The organism is Kitasatospora acidiphila, from assembly GCF_006636205.1.
Taxonomy (GTDB): Bacteria; Actinomycetota; Actinomycetes; order Streptomycetales; family Streptomycetaceae; genus Kitasatospora; species Kitasatospora acidiphila.
Window position 1 is genome coordinate 41,903 of the sequence record NZ_VIGB01000002.1, and the last position, 17,086, is coordinate 58,988.

10 protein-coding genes are annotated in these 17,086 nt (G+C 69.8%); 9 read left to right on the forward strand and 1 reads right to left on the reverse strand.

What is annotated here, in order from left to right; translation table 11 throughout:
- The first annotated feature begins 112 nt into the window (after positions 1-112).
- The 4 genes from E6W39_RS01060 to E6W39_RS01075 all read left to right on the forward strand — a co-directional run bounded on the left by E6W39_RS01060 (position 113) and on the right by E6W39_RS01075 (position 6,387).
- Positions 113-631 (forward strand): hypothetical protein, encoded by a 519-nt coding sequence (locus E6W39_RS01060; protein ID WP_141631817.1) that lies wholly within the window; start codon positions 113-115, stop codon positions 629-631.
- The gene (locus E6W39_RS01065; protein WP_228717882.1) at positions 628-2,043 is read left to right on the forward strand and encodes a replicative DNA helicase; all 1,416 of its coding nucleotides are present in this window, start codon (positions 628-630) and stop codon (positions 2,041-2,043) included. Before E6W39_RS01060 ends, E6W39_RS01065 begins: the two co-directional genes overlap by 4 nt.
- A gap of 1,596 nt (positions 2,044-3,639) precedes the next feature.
- Entirely contained in the window at positions 3,640-4,383 is a 744-nt protein-coding gene (locus E6W39_RS01070) for an IPT/TIG domain-containing protein (protein ID WP_141631818.1), read from the forward strand.
- A gap of 273 nt (positions 4,384-4,656) precedes the next feature.
- Positions 4,657-6,387, forward strand: a complete 1,731-nt coding sequence (locus E6W39_RS01075; protein ID WP_141631819.1) for an IPT/TIG domain-containing protein — start codon at positions 4,657-4,659, stop codon at positions 6,385-6,387.
- 172 nt (positions 6,388-6,559) lie between these two features.
- Here E6W39_RS01075 and E6W39_RS01080 read toward each other — a convergent pair whose 3' ends face one another.
- Positions 6,560-7,063 (reverse strand): IPT/TIG domain-containing protein, encoded by a 504-nt coding sequence (locus tag E6W39_RS01080; RefSeq protein WP_141631820.1) that lies wholly within the window; start codon positions 7,061-7,063, stop codon positions 6,560-6,562.
- A gap of 772 nt (positions 7,064-7,835) precedes the next feature.
- Between E6W39_RS01080 and E6W39_RS01085 the strand changes: the two genes are divergently transcribed.
- From E6W39_RS01085 to E6W39_RS38945, 5 genes are all read left to right on the forward strand, one after another.
- Positions 7,836-8,045, forward strand: coding sequence for a DUF5988 family protein (locus E6W39_RS01085; RefSeq protein ID WP_141631843.1), 210 nt, complete (start codon positions 7,836-7,838; stop codon positions 8,043-8,045).
- 318 nt (positions 8,046-8,363) lie between these two features.
- Entirely contained in the window at positions 8,364-8,813 is a 450-nt protein-coding gene (locus tag E6W39_RS43380) for a hypothetical protein (protein ID WP_323808969.1), read from the forward strand.
- Positions 8,813-9,649: a beta-ketoacyl synthase N-terminal-like domain-containing protein gene (locus E6W39_RS01090; protein WP_323808970.1), complete on the forward strand. Its 837-nt coding sequence runs from the start codon at positions 8,813-8,815 to the stop codon at positions 9,647-9,649. Before E6W39_RS43380 ends, E6W39_RS01090 begins: the two co-directional genes overlap by 1 nt.
- Before the next feature lie 59 nt (positions 9,650-9,708).
- On the forward strand, positions 9,709-16,188 hold the full coding sequence (locus E6W39_RS01095; RefSeq protein ID WP_141631821.1) for a type I polyketide synthase: 6,480 nt from the start codon (positions 9,709-9,711) through the stop codon (positions 16,186-16,188).
- Positions 16,189-16,303: 115 nt separating this feature from the next.
- Positions 16,304-16,702 (forward strand): ATP-binding protein, encoded by a 399-nt coding sequence (locus tag E6W39_RS38945; protein ID WP_181799025.1) that lies wholly within the window; start codon positions 16,304-16,306, stop codon positions 16,700-16,702.
- Positions 16,703-17,086: the final 384 nt, after the last annotated feature.

The window sequence follows — 17,086 nt, forward strand, 5'->3', positions numbered from 1 at the left end:
CTATCCCCCGCTCCCGTCGGGCCCGGCCGCCTCGGCTGATGCCGGGACGGGGGCCACGGGGACCGACTCCGCGAGGAAGTCCGGCCCTGCAGAGTTGCCGGAGGAGCTCCGGGTGGTGCTGCAGTTCCTGATGGAGCTGCCGGCGCCGTACGCGTGTGGGCTGCGGGACGCGCGCAGGTTCGCGCCGAAGCTGCTGGAGGCGTTGCCGCTACTGGGCTACACGTCGCCGGACGAGGTGCTGGTGTACGACCTGACGCACCGTCCGGCCAGCGGCCTCAACGATCCGGCGGCCGCGATCGGCGCCCGGATCGACAGGTTGCGGCCGAGGCACATCGTGCTGCGCGACCGTGACACCCCGAGCGTTGCGCGCCCGCGCACCGCACCGGACATGCTCGCCCCGACCCCGCACTGCGGCGACGCGGACTGCGACCCGATCTCGCGGATGCGCGAAAGACGGGACGGTGCGGGCTTCCTACGGCTCCAGCCGTGCTCGCAGTGCAGCCCGTTGGCGGCCCGCAAGAAAACCGGTTGCCGGCTGACTCGACAGCGAAGCGGGCAACCAGACCATGCCGGCTCCAACCACCCTGCGGAACCGCACCACCCATTGAGCGACGAGGAGTTCCCTACTTGACCATCGCAGGCACCGGCATCGCCACCGAGTACGGTCCAGAACCCGAGGACGACCACCTGCCGCTGCCGGTGGCCCGCCAGGCCCTGGAGCGCGAGCAGCCGCACGACCTGGACGCCGAGCAGGCCGTACTGGGCGCGATGATGCTGTCCACCGCGGCGATCAGCGACGTCGTCGCCGCGCTGAACGGCCCTGGCGACTTCTACCGCCCGGCGCACCAGGTGATCTACCGGGCGATCCTCGACCTGCACGACCGCTCCGGCGGCGAGACCACCCCGGACCCGATCCTGGTGACCGGCGAGCTGGCCACCCGTGGCGAGCTCCAGAAGGCCGGCGGTCCCACCTACCTGCACACCTGCGTCAACGCCGTTCCGACGGCCGTCAACGCCGAGCACTACGCCGAGGCGGTCCGCGATCTGGCCGCGTTCCGCAAGGTCGTCGAGACCGGCACCCGGCTCACCTCCCAGGGCTACGCCGCCGTCGGCGAGGCCCGCGAGGTCGTCCAGGTCGCCATGGCCCAGCTGCAGGCGCTGGTGGCCGGCACCGCGGAGGCCGCCCCGAAGCTGTCGGTCGCCGACCGGTGGCAGGAGTTCATCGACGACCAGGAGCACGGCATCGACCCGCGCGCCCTGGACACCCCGTGGCCGGACATCAACGAGGTGGTCCAGCTGCTGCCCGGCCACCTGGTGACGGTCGGCGCGGCGACCGCCGGCGGCAAGTCGCTGTTCGGCATGAACCTGGCCGCGCACGTCGCCCTGCACCGCAACCGGCCGGTGCTCGTGGCCAGCATGGAGATGGGCGGCAAGGAGCTGATGGCCCGTCTGACCGCTGCCGAGTCAGGGGTTTACCTGGAACGCCTGGTCAAACACAAGCTCGACGACAACGACTGGGACAAGATCGCCCGCGTCTCCGACGTGATGCGCAACGCCCACAACTTCTACCTGGACGACTCCGCCACCCAGACGCTGTCCAGGCTGCGGGCGCGGCTGCGCTGTATGGCCTCGCGCGGTCACCCGCCCGCGATGCTCGTGTGCGACTACCTGCAGCTGGTGACCCCGGAGAACACCAAGGCCAACGCCAACCGTGCCCAGGAGGTCGGTGAGATCAGCCGCGGGTTGAAGAGGCTCGCGGGCGAGTTCGGGATCCCGGTGGTGGCGCTCGCCCAGTTCAACCGCGGGGCGGCGGGCCGGCGCCCGCTCGTCAGCGACTTCAAGGAGTCGTCCGCGATCGAGCAGGACAGCAATGTGATCATCCTGCTGTACCGCGAGCTCGCCGAGGACGGTAACGACACCGGACCGGTCGCCGGCACGGTCGAGGCCATCATCAGCAAGAACCGGTCGGGCCCCAGCGGCCGGGTCGTGCCGCTGGCATTCCAAGGACACATGGCGCGCCTGTCCTCCATGGCCTGGCTCTAGAACACCCCGAGAACGGCCCTGACGGCCCCTCAGACGGCCTCGCACGCCTCTGGACTATCCGGCCCGCCGGTCCCTTCCCCTCGATGCCATGTCACACGACGTCACACGACGCACCGCCTCCGACGGACAGACATGATCGCGAGCGGTGGCCGGATGATCGGGTCGGTGAGGGCAGGGCGGTCGGTCCTGCTCCGCGATCGTGCGGAATCCATGGCGGACCGTGTGCGCTCCGATCGGCTCCCCAGGACGGTCAGGGAATTGCACGGAGATCTTCGTGGGGAAATCTTGTGAGCGAGGACGGTGATATGCGCGGCGAGCGGGTGGGGAATTCTGGAAGCAGGCTCAGGGGAGCCAATCGGTATCGGAACTTCGGGGTGAGCGGAGAGCGACTGGACTTGCGATTCTGAGCGTTCGGCCATGCGGGTGAGACCCCGTGTCCTTGAATGGCTCCGGTGGATTACTGATTCAGGTTGCCGGCACGGTCACCGCACTGGGGGCGGCAACTTTCGAGGGAGGCCTCCTCCTCGCGCCGACTCCTGGCGCGATCGCGGTTCCGCCGGGCATGAGGCACGCGAGGAGGAGCGCCCCGTCCGCGGCGCGGGGGAGTAGCACGGGCCCTGCGGGTCGACCCTGAGCATGGTCGGCAGGCCGCGTGGCACGGCCTCGCCAGTCCTGCACTTCAGTCGGCCCAGTGGAGCCCGCTGTGCTGGGGAATTTTGGATCCTCGAGATGGGGAATTAGCGAGAAAATTCCCCAACGGACCGATCTGTTTCGGCTGGCTGGCCCCGGTCCGCTTTCGCTGCGCTGGCCGTTTTGAGTGATCCCGGAGCCCGGGCACGGCATTCCGCCAAGCGGGTGAAACGCTGTCGGGGGCCTTGTCATCGATTTCGACCATCTGGGTTACTTCTCTGTATCCAACCGGTGGGCCGCCCATCCCTCCTGGGGGAATGAGCAGCCCGTGCCCGCTGGTTTCTGGTGGCGGTCAGGCACGGACTTGCGATGGGCGCCCCTGCGGAGGATTTGGATCCATTGGGTGGTGCCGCTATAGCGGCACCACCCAATGCGGCGGCTCACATACGCCAGGAGGCGTCATGCGAGCAATCCAGAAGGCATGCAACGCGTGGATCCGTGCGATGGCCACCTGGTCCGCCCGACACGTTCCACCGCACTCCCAGATAGGCAGCGCGATGTTGGCCTGGGCGTTCCCCCTGACGTGGTACGTGCCGCGGTTGCGAGCGAACGGGCAGCACCCGAGCGGAGCTTCGACGCAGGCTCTGGCAACTGCGCCACCTGTTGAGCCTTCCGTTCCGCCGCCGAGGCGTGCGCGCTGTGCGCTGGGCTCCTCGCCGGCCGTGCGCGGACGGCACAAGCGGCGCCGCAAGCGGATCGGCCGGGGAAAGCGCTGCAACTCGGCGGACGACTGAGCCGCACGGCAAACGGCGGCCGACGGGCCCGGGCGTGGCCGGCTTCGCCTCGGAGGAAGCCGGCCGGGCTCCGCCTCCGCAGCCGCAGGCTCGGCCGACCGCGGGCCCGCTGTGCGCCAAGGCGCCAGGGTCCTTGCACCACGGCCACCCACCAAGTCGAAAGGAAAGCACCGTGCCCATCAGTCCGAACCAGGGTTCCACCGCAGGCGGAACGACGGTGACCATCACCGGCGTCAACCTCGCCGGCGCCACTGCCGTGCACTTCGGCTCCAAGACCGCCACGATTACCGCCAACACGCCCACATCGGTCACCGTCACCTCCCCGTCCGGCACCGGCGTGGTGAACGTGACCGTCACCACCGCGGGAGGCACCAGCAACCCGCTGTCGTTCTACTACATCGGTCCCCCGTTCAAGTTCTCGATCAGCAGCACCTCCGGCGCCACTGCGGGCGGCAACACCGTGACGATCCAGGGGACCGGCCTGTCCACGGCGACCGCCGTGAACTTCGGTGCCAACAGCGCCACGCCGACCGTGATCAACGACGGCCAGCTGAGCGTCGTCGTGCCCGCCGGCACGGCAGCCGGCCCCGTCAGCGTGAGCGTCACCACCGCGGGAGGCACCAACAACGGCCTGACGTACACCTACGTCGACGCCCCCACCGCCGTCAGCGTGTCGCCGACTTCGGGCCCGACTTCGGGAGGCACCGTGGTCACGCTGACCGGGACGAACCTGACGACCACCCAGTCGGTGACGGTCGGCGGCACGGTCGCACCGTTCTCGGTCGACTCCGACACCCAGGTGGTCTTCACCACCCCGCCCGGCACCGCCGGCGCGGCGGACGTCGTGGTGGTCACCACCGGCGGCACCGCCACGCTGGTGGGTGGCTTCACCTACGTCGCCGGGCCCGGTATCTGATCCACAGCGGCTCGCGCTGTAGCACCGGGGTCGGGTGACCGCGAGCCGATCCGATCCGTCCGGCGGGCGCGGGCCCCCGCCGGACGTGACGAGCCCCGGTCGGCGCCCCAACTTTCGCCGACCGGGGCTCACTTCGCTCGGCCGGGCGGCGTGCCTGCTACGGCACGCCGCCCGGCCGAGCGCCCTGGCATGGTGGCGGGTCACCCCGCCACCATGCAGGCGCATCCCATCAGTCGCAGCCTCCGAGGCTGCCCCATCGCACGGGATAGGTCCATGGACGAGCACAACAGTTCCCTGATCTTCTCGATCAGTCCGGCGTCGGGCCCGGTCGGGTCGACGGTGACGCTGACAGGGGTCGGCTTCTTGGGCGTGACGGCGGTGTACTTCGGTGCCGTCGCCGCGCCCACCTTTGACGTCGTGTCGCTGACGGAGATCACTGCCACCGTGCCGGCCGGATCCGGCACGGTGGAGGTGACCGTGGAAGGGCTGCTGGGCCCGTCGCTCAACGGGGTGGCTTTCACCTATACGCCGGTGGCGCCGGTGCTTGCCGTGGTTTCTCCGGCGTCGGGTCCGGTGGGGAGCACGGTGACGTTGACCGGTAGCGGCTTCAGCGGGGCGACGGCGGTTCACTTCGGTGCTGCGGCGTCGTCGTTCACGGTGGTGTCGGCGACGCAGATCACTGCGACGGTGCCGGCGGGTTCGGGCACGGTGCTGGTGACGGTGACGACGCCGGGTGGGACCAGCAACGGGGTGGCTTTCACCTATACGCCGGTGGCGCCGGTGCTTGCCGTGGTTTCTCCGGCGTCGGGTCCGGCGGGGAGCACGGTGACGTTGACCGGTAGCGGCTTCAGCGGGGCGACGGCGGTTCACTTCGGTGCTGCGGCGTCGTCGTTCACGGTGGTGTCGGCGACGCAGATCACTGCGACGGTGCCGGCGGGTTCGGGCACGGTGCTGGTGACGGTGACGACGCCGGGTGGGACCAGCAACGGGGTGGCTTTCACCTACGTGGCGGTTCCGGTCCTGACGAGCATCGTTCCCTTGGCGGGGCCGAGCTCGGGCGGGACTGCGGTCACCCTGAGCGGGACGGGGCTGAGCGGCACCACCGCGGTCTCCTTCGGAGGTACGCCCGCCGCCTTCACCGTTGTGTCCGACACTTCCGTGGTCGCCACCGCGCCGGCCGGTTCCGGCACGGTACCGGTCACCGTCACCACCCCCGGCGGCACCAGCAACAGCCTCGCCTACACCTACGCCACCCCGCCGGTGGTGGCCTCGATCGCCCCGGACCAGGGCCCGGCATCCGGAGGCAACACGGTCACGGTGACCGGTAGCGGCTTCAGCGGGGCGACGGCGGTCCACTTCGGTACCGCGGCCGCGTCGTCGTTCACGGTGGTGTCGGCGACGCAGATCACCGCCACCGTGCCCGCCGGGAGCCCCGGCCCGGCTCAGGTCACCGTCACCGCCCCCGGCGGCACCAGCTCTCCGGTGCTCTACTACTACCTGAGCGCCCCTCAGCTGTCAGCGGTCGTGCCCGACGAGGGGCCCGTCGCCGGGGGAACCACCGTCACCATCACGGGAAGCAATCTGCTGGAGGCGACGGCGGTTCATTTCGGTGCTGCGGCGTCGTCGTTCACGGTGGTGTCGGCGACGCAGATCACTGCGACGGTGCCGGCGGGTTCGGGCACGGTGCTGGTGACGGTGACGACGCCGGGTGGGACCAGCAACGGGGTGGCTTTCACCTACGTGGCGGTTCCGGTCCTGACGAGCATCGTTCCCTTGGCGGGGCCGAGCTCGGGCGGGACTGCGGTCACCCTGAGCGGGACGGGGCTGAGCGGCACCACCGCGGTCTCCTTCGGAGGTACGCCCGCCGCCTTCACCGTCGTGTCCGACACTTCCGTGGTCGCCACCGCGCCGGCCGGTTCCGGCACGGTACCGGTCACCGTCACCACCCCCGGCGGCACCAGCAACAGCCTCGCCTACACCTACATCGCCCCGCCGGCGATCTAGGCGTGCGCTTGTAGGGGGGCGGCCTTCACCGCCCCTGCAGCGCGGAACGGACAGCGGGGACTCGGGTCGCCGGGGCGGGACCGCAAGAAGTGGGCTCCGACAGCTTCTGCTGTCGGAGCCCACTTCCGTCATCCCGTCGGTCTTGCCCGTGGAACCGACGGGCCGGGCCGTCCTACAGGTAGGTGTAGGTGGCGCCGTTGCTGGTGCCGGCCCCGGTGGTCACGGTGACCTGGACGGTACCGGTTCCGGGCGGGGAGATGGCCAGGATGGCGCCGTCGCCCAGCGAGGTGACGTTGAGCGCCGGAGTAGTGCCGAACAGGACCGCCGTGGCGCCGGTCAGGCCGTGGCCGACGATCAGGACCGGCAGGCCACCCCTTGCCAGGCCGATCGGCGGCACCAGCGCGAGGATGGTCGGCGGGGCGGCCTCCTGGTAGGTGTAGGTGGCCGCGTTGCTGGTGCCGGAGGGGGTGGTGACCGTGACCGAGACGGGCCCGGCGGTACCGGGCGGGGCGATGGCGGTGATGGCGCCGTCGAAGTCGACGGTGAAGCTGCTTGCGGGGGTGCCGCCGAACATGACCTGAGTGGCGCCAGTCAGGCCGGTACCGATCAGGAGCACGGGGTTGCTCCCGGTCGTCGGACCGCTCGTGGGGACGATGGCGAGGAGAATCGGAGACATTCGCTTCCTCTTTCCTGAACGCCGCACAAGCCGTTATTGGCCGAGTCGACGCGGCGTTTTCCTCACAGTAGGTTCAAGAGCTTCGGGGCAGCAATAGGTGATTCGCAAACTGCCGAAGCACTCGCCCTTGCCGGGGGCGCTCCAATCCTTACGGCGCCCGGTTGTGCGCAACCGATAGTGAATTTCCAGCCTGCGCCTTGGCCGTTATCGGTGAGCACGGCCTGAGATGCGATATTACTAGTTAACAGCCGTCATTGACGCAGCGTAATCGACTTCGCCGAATATTGATCAAGAAAATCTGGCGACAGTCGCTGAACGGTGATCGGGATGGCCTCGCCGCAGCCCGTGGCCGAGCTGGAGCAGAAGGTCGAGAGCTGAGCCGGCTTCGGATCCTGTTGGTCCGTGGCCGTCTAGAAGAGATGGCGGGTTGGGGAGACATGCTAAGGAAAATGGCGCGCGTCACGGCTCTGACCAGCTACTATCGACTCGCCTGGCTGAGATGTGGTGAGCATCGCGAATTCCTCCTACTTATTCCGCAGATAGATTTTCAGTTGCGAGCTATTGTGATTTTTCAATGGCTGTCAGGAGTTTTTCGCAAGTCCTTCAAGTGGATCGATGTTCACAGAAGAAGTGCGCCCCCGACTCGCTTCATGCGCTGTCAAGCACCGCTGGGGTGGGTTGGCTGACCTGGCTTCGGGTATTCAAGGCGTGCGCAAACCGTTCTGATCAAGCGCGTAATTTCCAGGTGTCTCGACTGGACATGGTGAGTGTCATGCCACGCTGCCTGCTCGTCTTTCTCAGGGGCGGTCCGAGTGATCTTTCCGGTGTCCGGGAAGTGGAATTCGAAGGCCCGGAAGATCGGTTGAAAATCCCGCGCTGGAACGGCTATGAGCACTTCGAGTCCACGCACGAGCTAGAGGATTTCGGGGAAGGCCCCGTGCCCGTCTACCAGTGGCTGTACCGAACTGCGGTTGCCGAGTAGCGCCGGTCGGTCCCGCACCACCGGCGCACCACTGACTCCGCAGTCATACCGGCCGAACCCGCAGCCCAGGTGCTGCTCGAGCGCAGATCCGACGGCCGGATCCAGGCCGTCACGGCTCGCGCTCTGCTGCGGGCGCCCTACCCCACTGGCGCCGCCCCCACGGCGCCGATCCGCACCACCCCCACAGATTCCGAGGTGAGCAGTGATCAGCGACCTTCACACGCCGGCACAGACCGGATATTCGCCGCGCCCGCGGGGGCGGGCCTCGTGAGCGGGCCGTTCGCCGGCCGCCCGAAAGGCGACAGGGAGCGGGACACCATGGTCACGGGCCTCGGCTTCTGCCTGCCGGGCGTGGAACAGCCACTGTTCACCGCAGGCGAGGTCTGGGAGCTGGCCTCCAACGGCCAGTCGGCCCTCAAGCACCACGGCGTCTACTACGGCTCCGTCGACCTGTCGGACGACGCCTTCGCCGAGCGCCTGCCCGAGCTGCCCGGTATCTTCTCCCGGCACTACACCAACGCCCACCGCTTCGGGTTGGTTTCGCTCGTGGAGGCCTGCGCGGACGCGGAACTGAGCATCCGCAGCGGAGAGCTCACCGACGCCGCGGTCCTGGTCGGACGTGGCGGGATCGACGCCAACATCTCCAGCTACCTCGAAGTCCTGCACGCCGACGCCAGCACCACCACGCCGCACCAGGCGATGGAGCTGTTCGTCCGGGGCCAGCAGGCACTCACCCCCTCCGACGTGGCCCTCGTCCAGGGGCGCTGATGCGCACCACCGGACCTTGCTTCACCGTCTCCTGCGGCTGCGCCTCCTCGGCCGTCCAGATCGGCAACGCCCGACGCATGATCGCCGACGGAGATGTCGACCTTGCCATCGTCACCGGCGTCGACGTCTTCAGCGTGGACGTCATCCAGAACGTCCAGCGCCTGCTCCACGGCGCCCAGCGCACCTACGACTCCATCCGCGTCGACGGGATGCCCGAACTCCTGCCTGCCTTCGACCGCGTCATGCGGCCCTACGACCGGCGGGCCGACTGCGTGAACCACGGGGAGGGGTCAGTGACCGTGGTCCTGGAGAGCCGCGACCGCGCCCAGCGCCGCGGAGCCCACACCTACGGCCAGGTCCTCTCGCACGGCATGACCCGTGACGGCCTGTCCAACCCGCTGGCCAGCGACCAGAGCGGGGCCTCCCTCGTCTCCGCCATCCGCACGTGCCTCGGCGACCGGTGGGACATCGGCCAGATCCCCTACATCCACGGCGGCAGCGACGGCGACGTCGTCGTGACCGCCTTCGAGGCGAACGCCGTCCAGCAGCTCTACGGCGACGCGGTCGGCGACCTCCTGATGACCTCCCAGGAAGCCTGTTTCGGTCACAACGGCGCCCCGGCCGGCGCCCTGGGCGTCGCCCTGACCCTCCTGATGATCGAGCAGGACGAGGTGTGCCCCACCGCGAACTGCGAGGAGCCGGCCGACAACATCTGCTTCGACCCCGTGCCCGGCACCCACACCCGGCACGTGGAACTCGACTACGCGCTCACCTGCAACTACCAGATCGGCGGCGTCAAGAGCGCCATCCTGCTCGGCAGCTCCGAGGCCGACTGACCGCGCCGACCGCCCGGCACCCTTAACCCACCCCGCGCCAGCGCGTAGGAGACCTTCCGATGGACCACGCACACAGCCTGAGAGCCGCTGATCCGCAGATCGCCATCGTCGGCATGGGATGCCGCCTGCCCAGCGACATCGACTCGCCCAGCGCCCTGTGGCGGCTGCTCGAGGCCGGCCGGGACGCGATCAGCGGACCGCCAGTGGGCCGTACACCCGCAGCCCCGGTCCAGGTAGCCACCCGGATGCCGCGTTGGGGAGGCTTCCTGCGCGACGTCGCCGGATTCGACGCCGACTTCTTCGGCGTCTCGGGCAAGGAAGCCGACGTTCTGGACCCCCAACACCGGCTGCTGCTCGAGGTCACCTGGGAGGCGCTCGAACACGCCGGTCTCCCACCCGAGAAGCTCGCCGGAACCGCCACCGGACTCTTCTCGGGCCTGAGCTACACCGACTACATGGAGTCCCTCGCCGGCCAGCCCGCCGAACTGGAGGGCGCGATCCTCACGAACGGCCACTGCGTGGCAGCAGGCCGCATCTCCTACCTGCTGGGCCTACAGGGCCCGTGCGTCGCGCTGGACACCGCCTGCTCCTCCTCGCTCGTCGCCCTACACCTGGCCTGCCAGGCGCTGCGCAACGAGGAGTGCGACCTCGCCCTGGCCGGTGGCGTCACCCTCATGCTCGGAACCAGAACCACGATGTCCTTCGCCCGCATGGGAATGCTTTCGCCCACCGGCCGCTGCCGGACCTTCGACGCGGCCGCAGACGGCTTCGTCCGAGGCGAGGGCTGCGGCGTCGTCGTCCTCAAGCGCCTGGCCGACGCGTTGCGCGACGACGACCGCATCCTCGCACTCGTCCGAGGCTCGGCCGTCAACCAGGACGGCCGCTCCGACGTGCTGGCCTCGCCCTCTGTCGAAGCTCAAAAGGCCCTCTACCACCAGGCCCTCGATCGGGCCGGCACCGATCCCCGCGAGCTGGGCCTGGTGGAGACGCACGGCACCGGCACACCCGTCGGCGATCCCGTCGAGTTCTCCAGCGTCGCCGCGGTCTACGGCCTGGGCCAAGGGCGCTGCGCACTGGGCTCGGTGAAGACGAACGTCGGACACCTGGAGCCCGCCGCCGGAGTCATCGGCCTCATCAAGACCGTGCTCTGCCTCCAGCGCGGGCTCATCCCGCCCAACCTGCACTTCACCCGGTGGAACCCCGCCATCACCGCCGAAGGCACCCGCCTGTTCGTCCCCACCGAACTCAACCCCTGGCCCACCCAGACCGGATCGCGCCTGGCAGCCGTCTCCTCGTTCGGCTTCTCCGGGACCAACGCGCACGTCGTCCTTGAACAGGCACCAACCCGCACCTGCGCCGCCGCCCTTCCCGGCCCCCGCAAGCTGCCGAACACGGTCGCCGTCGACTCCGTGCCACCCCAGCCGCCCGCGGCCCCCATCGCGGACCAGCCGGTCCAGCGCATCGCACCGCCGGAAGTGTTCCTCCTCGCCGCAGGCTCCGCGGACGCCCTGCCCGCGGCCGCGGCACGTCTGGCCGACTGGCTGGAGACCGAGAACACCGGCGCATACCCGCACGACATCGCCCACACCCTCGCCATGCGGCGCTCCCCGGGCCGTGGCCGACTCGGCGTGGTGGCCGGCTCCCGCCGCGAGCTGACCCATGCCCTGCGTTTCTTCGAGGCGGGCCGCGCCCACCCGGGCGTCGTGCACGGCCACGTGGGCGCGGGCGTCAGCCGCCGCCCCGTGTGGGTGTTCTCCGGCCAAGGATCGCAATGGCAGGGCATGGGACATGACCTGCTCCACCACGAGCGGGCCTTCGCCGACGCCCTGGCCGAGGCCGACGCACTGATCGAGACGGAGACCGGGTTCTCCGTCCTACAGGCCGTCCGCGACCGCCGGCACATCAGCGGCTGCGGCCGGGTACAGCCCGCGCTGTTCGCCATGCAGGTCGCCCTGGCCGCGGCCTGGCGCGACCACGGAGTCGAACCGGCCGCCGTCATCGGCCACTCCATGGGCGAGGTCGCAGCCGCAGTCATCGCCGGTGCCCTCAGCCTGACCGACGGTGTGCGCGTCATCTGCCGGCGGTCCGCCCTCCTCACCCGCATCGCCGGCGCCGGCGCCATGGCGAGCATCGGCCTCGACAGCGCGACCATCGAGGCCGAACTCGCCGCCAGCAGAGCCGACGGCGTGTCCGTGGCGGTCATCGCCGCGCCCGACTCGACCGTCGTCGCCGGCACGGCGGGCGCGGTCCGCCAGCTGACCACGACCTGGCAGACCCGCGGAATCACGGCCCGCATGATCGATGTCGACGTCGCCTCGCACTGCCCCCAGGTCGACCCGCTGCTCGCCGACCTCGCCACCGCCCTCGCCGAGCTGACTCCCCACCAGCCTGCCATCCCGTTCTACTCCACCGTCCTCGACAACCCCCGTGACACCCCGCTGTTCGACGCCGCCTACTGGTGCGCCAACCTCCGCCGCCCCGTCCGTTTCTCCGCCGCCGTCGCCGCCGCGGCCGCCGACCGCCACCAGGTGTACGTCGAGCTCTCCCCTCAACCCGTCGTCACCCACCCCATCGCGCTGAACCTCACCGGCCTGCTCCACGACCCCGTCATCCTGCCGACCCTGCGCAAGAAGGAAGACGAGCCCACCACCTTCCGCACCCAGCTCGCCGCCCTGCACTGCGCGGGAGTCGCCATCGACTGGTCCCGCCTCTACGCCGATGGCCGGCTGACCGACGTTCCCCCGCTCACCTTCGACCGTCGGCCTCACTGGACCGACACTGCCCCCTCCCAGGCCGCCCCGCGCCGCCCGGAGGACGCGGCCGCCGCCCTGCCGGGAACGCGCACGGACGTGCCCGGCACCCCACCGCGCCACACCTGGCACGCCGACGCCGGCACTGAGGCCTTGCCGTGGATGGCCGACCACCAGGTCCACGGCCAGCCGGTCATGCCCGGCGCCGGATACTGCGCCCTGGCCCTCACCGTCGCCGACGACACCCTCCACCACCCCGCGGTCGAAGTCACCGACATCCACTTCCGCGAACTGCTGCACCTGGACGCCCACACCCCCATCAGCACCACCGTCACCCAGCACAGCGCCGACCGCGCCGACTGCGAGATCTTCAGTCTGAACAAGGACGGAACCTGGGTACGCCAGGCCACCGCCGTCCTGCGCGGCACCGACACTGCATTCCAACCAGCACAACGGCCCATCGCCGAGCTCGCCGCCGACCACCCCGTCGCCCTGGACCCGCACGCCCTCTACACCGGCCTGCGCGCCCGTGGCCTCGAACACGGCCCAGCCTTCAACGGCATCACCGACCTGCACACCTCCACCCGAGGCGACAGCTTCTTGGCCCGCGTGACCCTCCCGGCCCCCGCCCGCACCACCCACCACGGCCTGCGGATCCACCCAGTTCTCCTGGACCTGTGCGCCCAACTCGTCGTCACCAGCCTGATCGACGAACAAGATCACGGCCTCGTGCTTCCCATCCACGCAGACGCCCTACGGCTCCTCGGCGACCCGCAAACGGCCCACTACGCCCATGCACAGATCACCCGCATCGCCGGTGACACCATCACCGGAGACGTCCAACTGCTGGACGAGGCCGGCCACCTGCTCGTCGAGATCGACGCACTGAGCTTCCTGCACAACGGCGCACTCGCCGACAAGGCCCCCGATCGCTGGTTCCTCGAGACCCGCTGGCGCCCGGCCCCACGCTCCGAAGACACCACGCCGACCAGTACAGGCCGCTGGCTCCTCATCGGCGAAGCGGACGGATCGGCTCGAACCCTGGCCGCCGCTCTTCGTCAAGCCGGAGCCTCCAGCGACATCCTCGACCTCCCCGTCGACGCCGCGACCCTCCCAGACCTCCAGCAAGCCATCGCCGCCCACCTGGACGCCTCGGCCGCATCAGCAGTGGTTCTCCTGTGCGCACCACCCGCACCCGACGACGACATCGACGCGACAGCCCTGCGTCGCACGCGTCGCCTGCTCGCCATCGCCCAGAGCGCGATCGCGCACACCACCTCCCCACGCTTGTACACCGTCACCTGCAGCGCCCACGGCCCAGAACCCGGGCAACCCGCCGACCCCGCCCAAGGCGCCCTGCGCGGCCTCGTACGCGTCCTGACCCACGAGCACCCGGAGCTGCGAGCGACCCTCATCGACACCGACTCCACCGACGCCGATCTCCACCACCTCGCAGCCGAACTCCTCCGCGACCCAGCCGAGGACGAGATCGCCCTGCGCCGCGCCACCCGCTACGCCGCCCACCTCACCTACATCCCGCTGACCGACGCCGAACGCACCACCGCCACCACCCGCCCCGTCCACTACGGCACCGACCGCATCCAACTGCACGCCGCACGATTCGGCGACCTCGACGGCCTGCGCCTGACCACCACCCCACGACGCAGCCCCGGGCCCGGAGAGGTCGAAGTACGCCTGCACGCCGTCGGGGTGAACTTCCGCGACGTCCTCACCACCATGGGCATGCTCGCGACCGACGACGAGGCCGGCTACCGGATCGGCTTCGAGGCCACCGGCGTGGTCACCTCCGTCGGACCCGACGTCAAACACCTCTGCCCCGGCGACAGCGTCCTCGTCGTCGACCTGCGCGGCGGCCTGTTCACCACCTTCACCACCGTGCCCGCCGCCGCCGTCGCCCCCGTCCCGACCGGAATCCCCACCGAAGCCGCCGCCGCGATCCCCATCGCCTACCTCACCGCCTGGTACGCCCTTCGCCACGTCGCCCGGCTCACCGCCGGCGAGCACGTCCTCATCCACAGCGCCAGTGGCGGAACCGGCTTGGCCGCCGTCACCGTCGCCCAGCGCCTGGGCGCCGAGGTGTACGCCACCGCCGGCAGCGAGGAGAAGCGCCGCTACCTCCGCACGATGGGCATCCGGCACGTCATGGACTCCCGCTCGCTGGACTTCGCCGAGCAGACCCGCACCGCCACCGACGGCCAAGGCGTAGACGTGGTCCTCAATTCCCTCGCCGGACCAGCCATCAGAGCCGGACTCGAGACCCTGCGCCCCTTCGGCCGGTTCGTCGAGCTCGGTGTACGCGACATCCTGGCCGACACCCCACTCGGCCTGGCACCCCTGCGTCACAACATCACCATGGCAGCGGTCGACCTCATCGAGCTCCAGCAGAACCGCGCCGACGCCTTCGCCGAGCTGATGAGCGAGGTCCTCACCGAGTTCCAGTGCGGCACCCTCGCCGAACTGCCCCACCGCACATACCCGTTCGCACAGGCCGCCGACGCCTTCCGCCTCATGGCCGGCGCCGGCCACATCGGCAAACTCGTCCTCACCATCCCCAGCGACGGCTACACCACGGCCCGCCTGGACGAGAAGCCCTCGCCGGTCAGGCCGAACAGCGCCTACCTCATCACCGGCGGCCTGCGCGGGGTCGGCCTCGCCACCGCCCGCTGGCTCGCCGCCCAAGGCGCCGCCCATCTCGTCCTCAACGGGCGGACCCCGCCCTCCGAAGACACCGAGCGCACCCTCGCCGCACTGCGCGACGCAGGAACCCGCGTGAGCGTGGTCCTCGGCGACATCGCCGAACCCGGCATCGCCGAGCTGCTGGTGGCCGAAGCCACCGCTGACGGCGGAACGCTGCGCGGCGTCATCCACGCCGCGATGGTCCTCGACGACGCCGCCGTCACCAACGTCACCGACGACCAGCTCGAACGGGTCTGGCACCCCAAGGCCACTGGTGCCTGGCGCCTCCACCAGGCCACCGCCCAGCTGCCCCTCGACTGGTTCGTCCTGTACTCATCCATGGCCTCCCTGTTCGGCAACCCCGGTCAGGGCGCCTACTCGGCGGCCAATGCCTGGCTCGACGCGTTCGCCACCTGGCGCACGGGCACGGGCCAGCACACACTGGCCGTGAACTGGGGCCCCTGGGGCGAGACCGGAGTCGCCACCGACTTCGCGGCCCGCGGCTACCAGACCATCCCCACCGCAGAAGGACTAGAGGCCCTCGGCGCGCTCCTGACCCACCACCGCGTGCGCACCGGTGTCATCCCCGGCCCGCCGGACACCTGGATTCCTCCGGCCGGCCGGGCGTCCTCCCTCTTCGCCCTCCTCACGCCTGACGCCCCCGCACCAACTGCCGGCCGGGACACGGGGCACGACATCCGACGCGAGCTGCAAGCCGCAGAACCCGGCCTCGCCCGCCGCACGATCCTTGAGGAGTACCTGGCCGACCACATCCGTACCGTGCTCCGGCTGGGAACCAGCACCCTGGACCCGCAGACCCCCCTGAGCGCCCTCGGATTCGACTCCCTGCTCCGCATCGAGCTGCGCACCCGCCTGGAGTCCTCGCTCGGCATCCGCCTCACCAGCGACTTCGTGTCCTGCCATCCCACACTGGCCGCCCTCGCCGATGGTCTCGCGCAACACACGGGCCTGAGCCTGACCACCGATGAAGCACCCACCCCCGGCGGCAGCGAAGCGACCGCCACCGTCGTCGGCCCCCGCACATCGCAGCGGACCACCGCTGACACCAGACCGTCGGGGGAGGAAGCATGAGCCTTTGTCAGCACCTCAGGGCGACCCGGTGCCGCCGCAACACCAAGAACGGGATATCGGCTTGGCCGACCGAGTGGACCAAGGAGCGGCTGTGACCTCCATAGAGTTGCCGGGTGTGGACGCCTACGACTGGAGAGGTCGACGCATCATGGTGTTGGTACTGCCGGAGCCCCAGAGCGTCGGGTCCGTTCGCCACACGGTCAAAGCGGTTCTCAGGTTCTGGAAGCTCACCCGACTCAGCGAAATCGCCGAACTCCTGACCAGCGAGCTGGTGACAAACGCGATCCAGCACGCCGGCGGCGAGCAGTGGATCAAGGTCACGGTCTGGCACGATCAGCAGTCGCTCTCGATCGACGTGCGGGACCGCTCAACGATCGTCCCGCGGTCACGCCAGGCCACCAGTGACCGGGAGAACGGCCGCGGACTGCTCCTGGTCGAGCACCTGTCAGACTCCTGGGCCTGCCGCATCCACCCCGACGGTACCAAGACGGTCTCCTGCCGACTGAATCTGTGAGACCGCCCACGGCCAGGCAGGCGGCCACAACGGAACGTGGCCGGCGACGCCAGCCGTCGGGCGCCACACCCGGCACTGCGACCGGCCGATCGGCGCGGGCCGCTCTGCCCACCCTCCCGAAGCGCCCGTCGTCCAATATGGAATTCTCGCCGTGCTCGGCAAAATTCCCCGGGGCCAATGGTCCGGCGAATTTCTGCAACTCTCCATTGAAGTACCGAGGGTTCGCGGCGCTCCGCAAAATTACTCACAGAATCTTCGTGGAGAAACATTTCTGCTCGTCGGGCGGGCCCGATGCGTGCTATATTCTTCGACCATGCCTGACGGCCATCACTAATCCGGGCCTTGTGAAGGTGACACCTGCTTAGGGGTTGAATGCTTAGCGCA

What these genes read in the sequence shown, in the direction of transcription:
- E6W39_RS01090 (WP_323808970.1), top strand. Translation starts at nt 8,813, where the DNA reads ATGCGCACCACCGGACCTTGCTTCACCGTCTCCTGCGGCTGCGCCTCC.
- E6W39_RS01085 (WP_141631843.1), top strand. Translation starts at nt 7,836, where the DNA reads ATGCCACGCTGCCTGCTCGTCTTTCTCAGGGGCGGTCCGAGTGATCTT.
- E6W39_RS01095 (WP_141631821.1), top strand. Translation starts at nt 9,709, where the DNA reads ATGGACCACGCACACAGCCTGAGAGCCGCTGATCCGCAGATCGCCATC.
- E6W39_RS01080 (WP_141631820.1), bottom strand. Translation starts at nt 7,063, where the DNA reads ATGTCTCCGATTCTCCTCGCCATCGTCCCCACGAGCGGTCCGACGACC.
- E6W39_RS43380 (WP_323808969.1), top strand. Translation starts at nt 8,364, where the DNA reads ATGGTCACGGGCCTCGGCTTCTGCCTGCCGGGCGTGGAACAGCCACTG.
- E6W39_RS01075 (WP_141631819.1), top strand. Translation starts at nt 4,657, where the DNA reads ATGGACGAGCACAACAGTTCCCTGATCTTCTCGATCAGTCCGGCGTCG.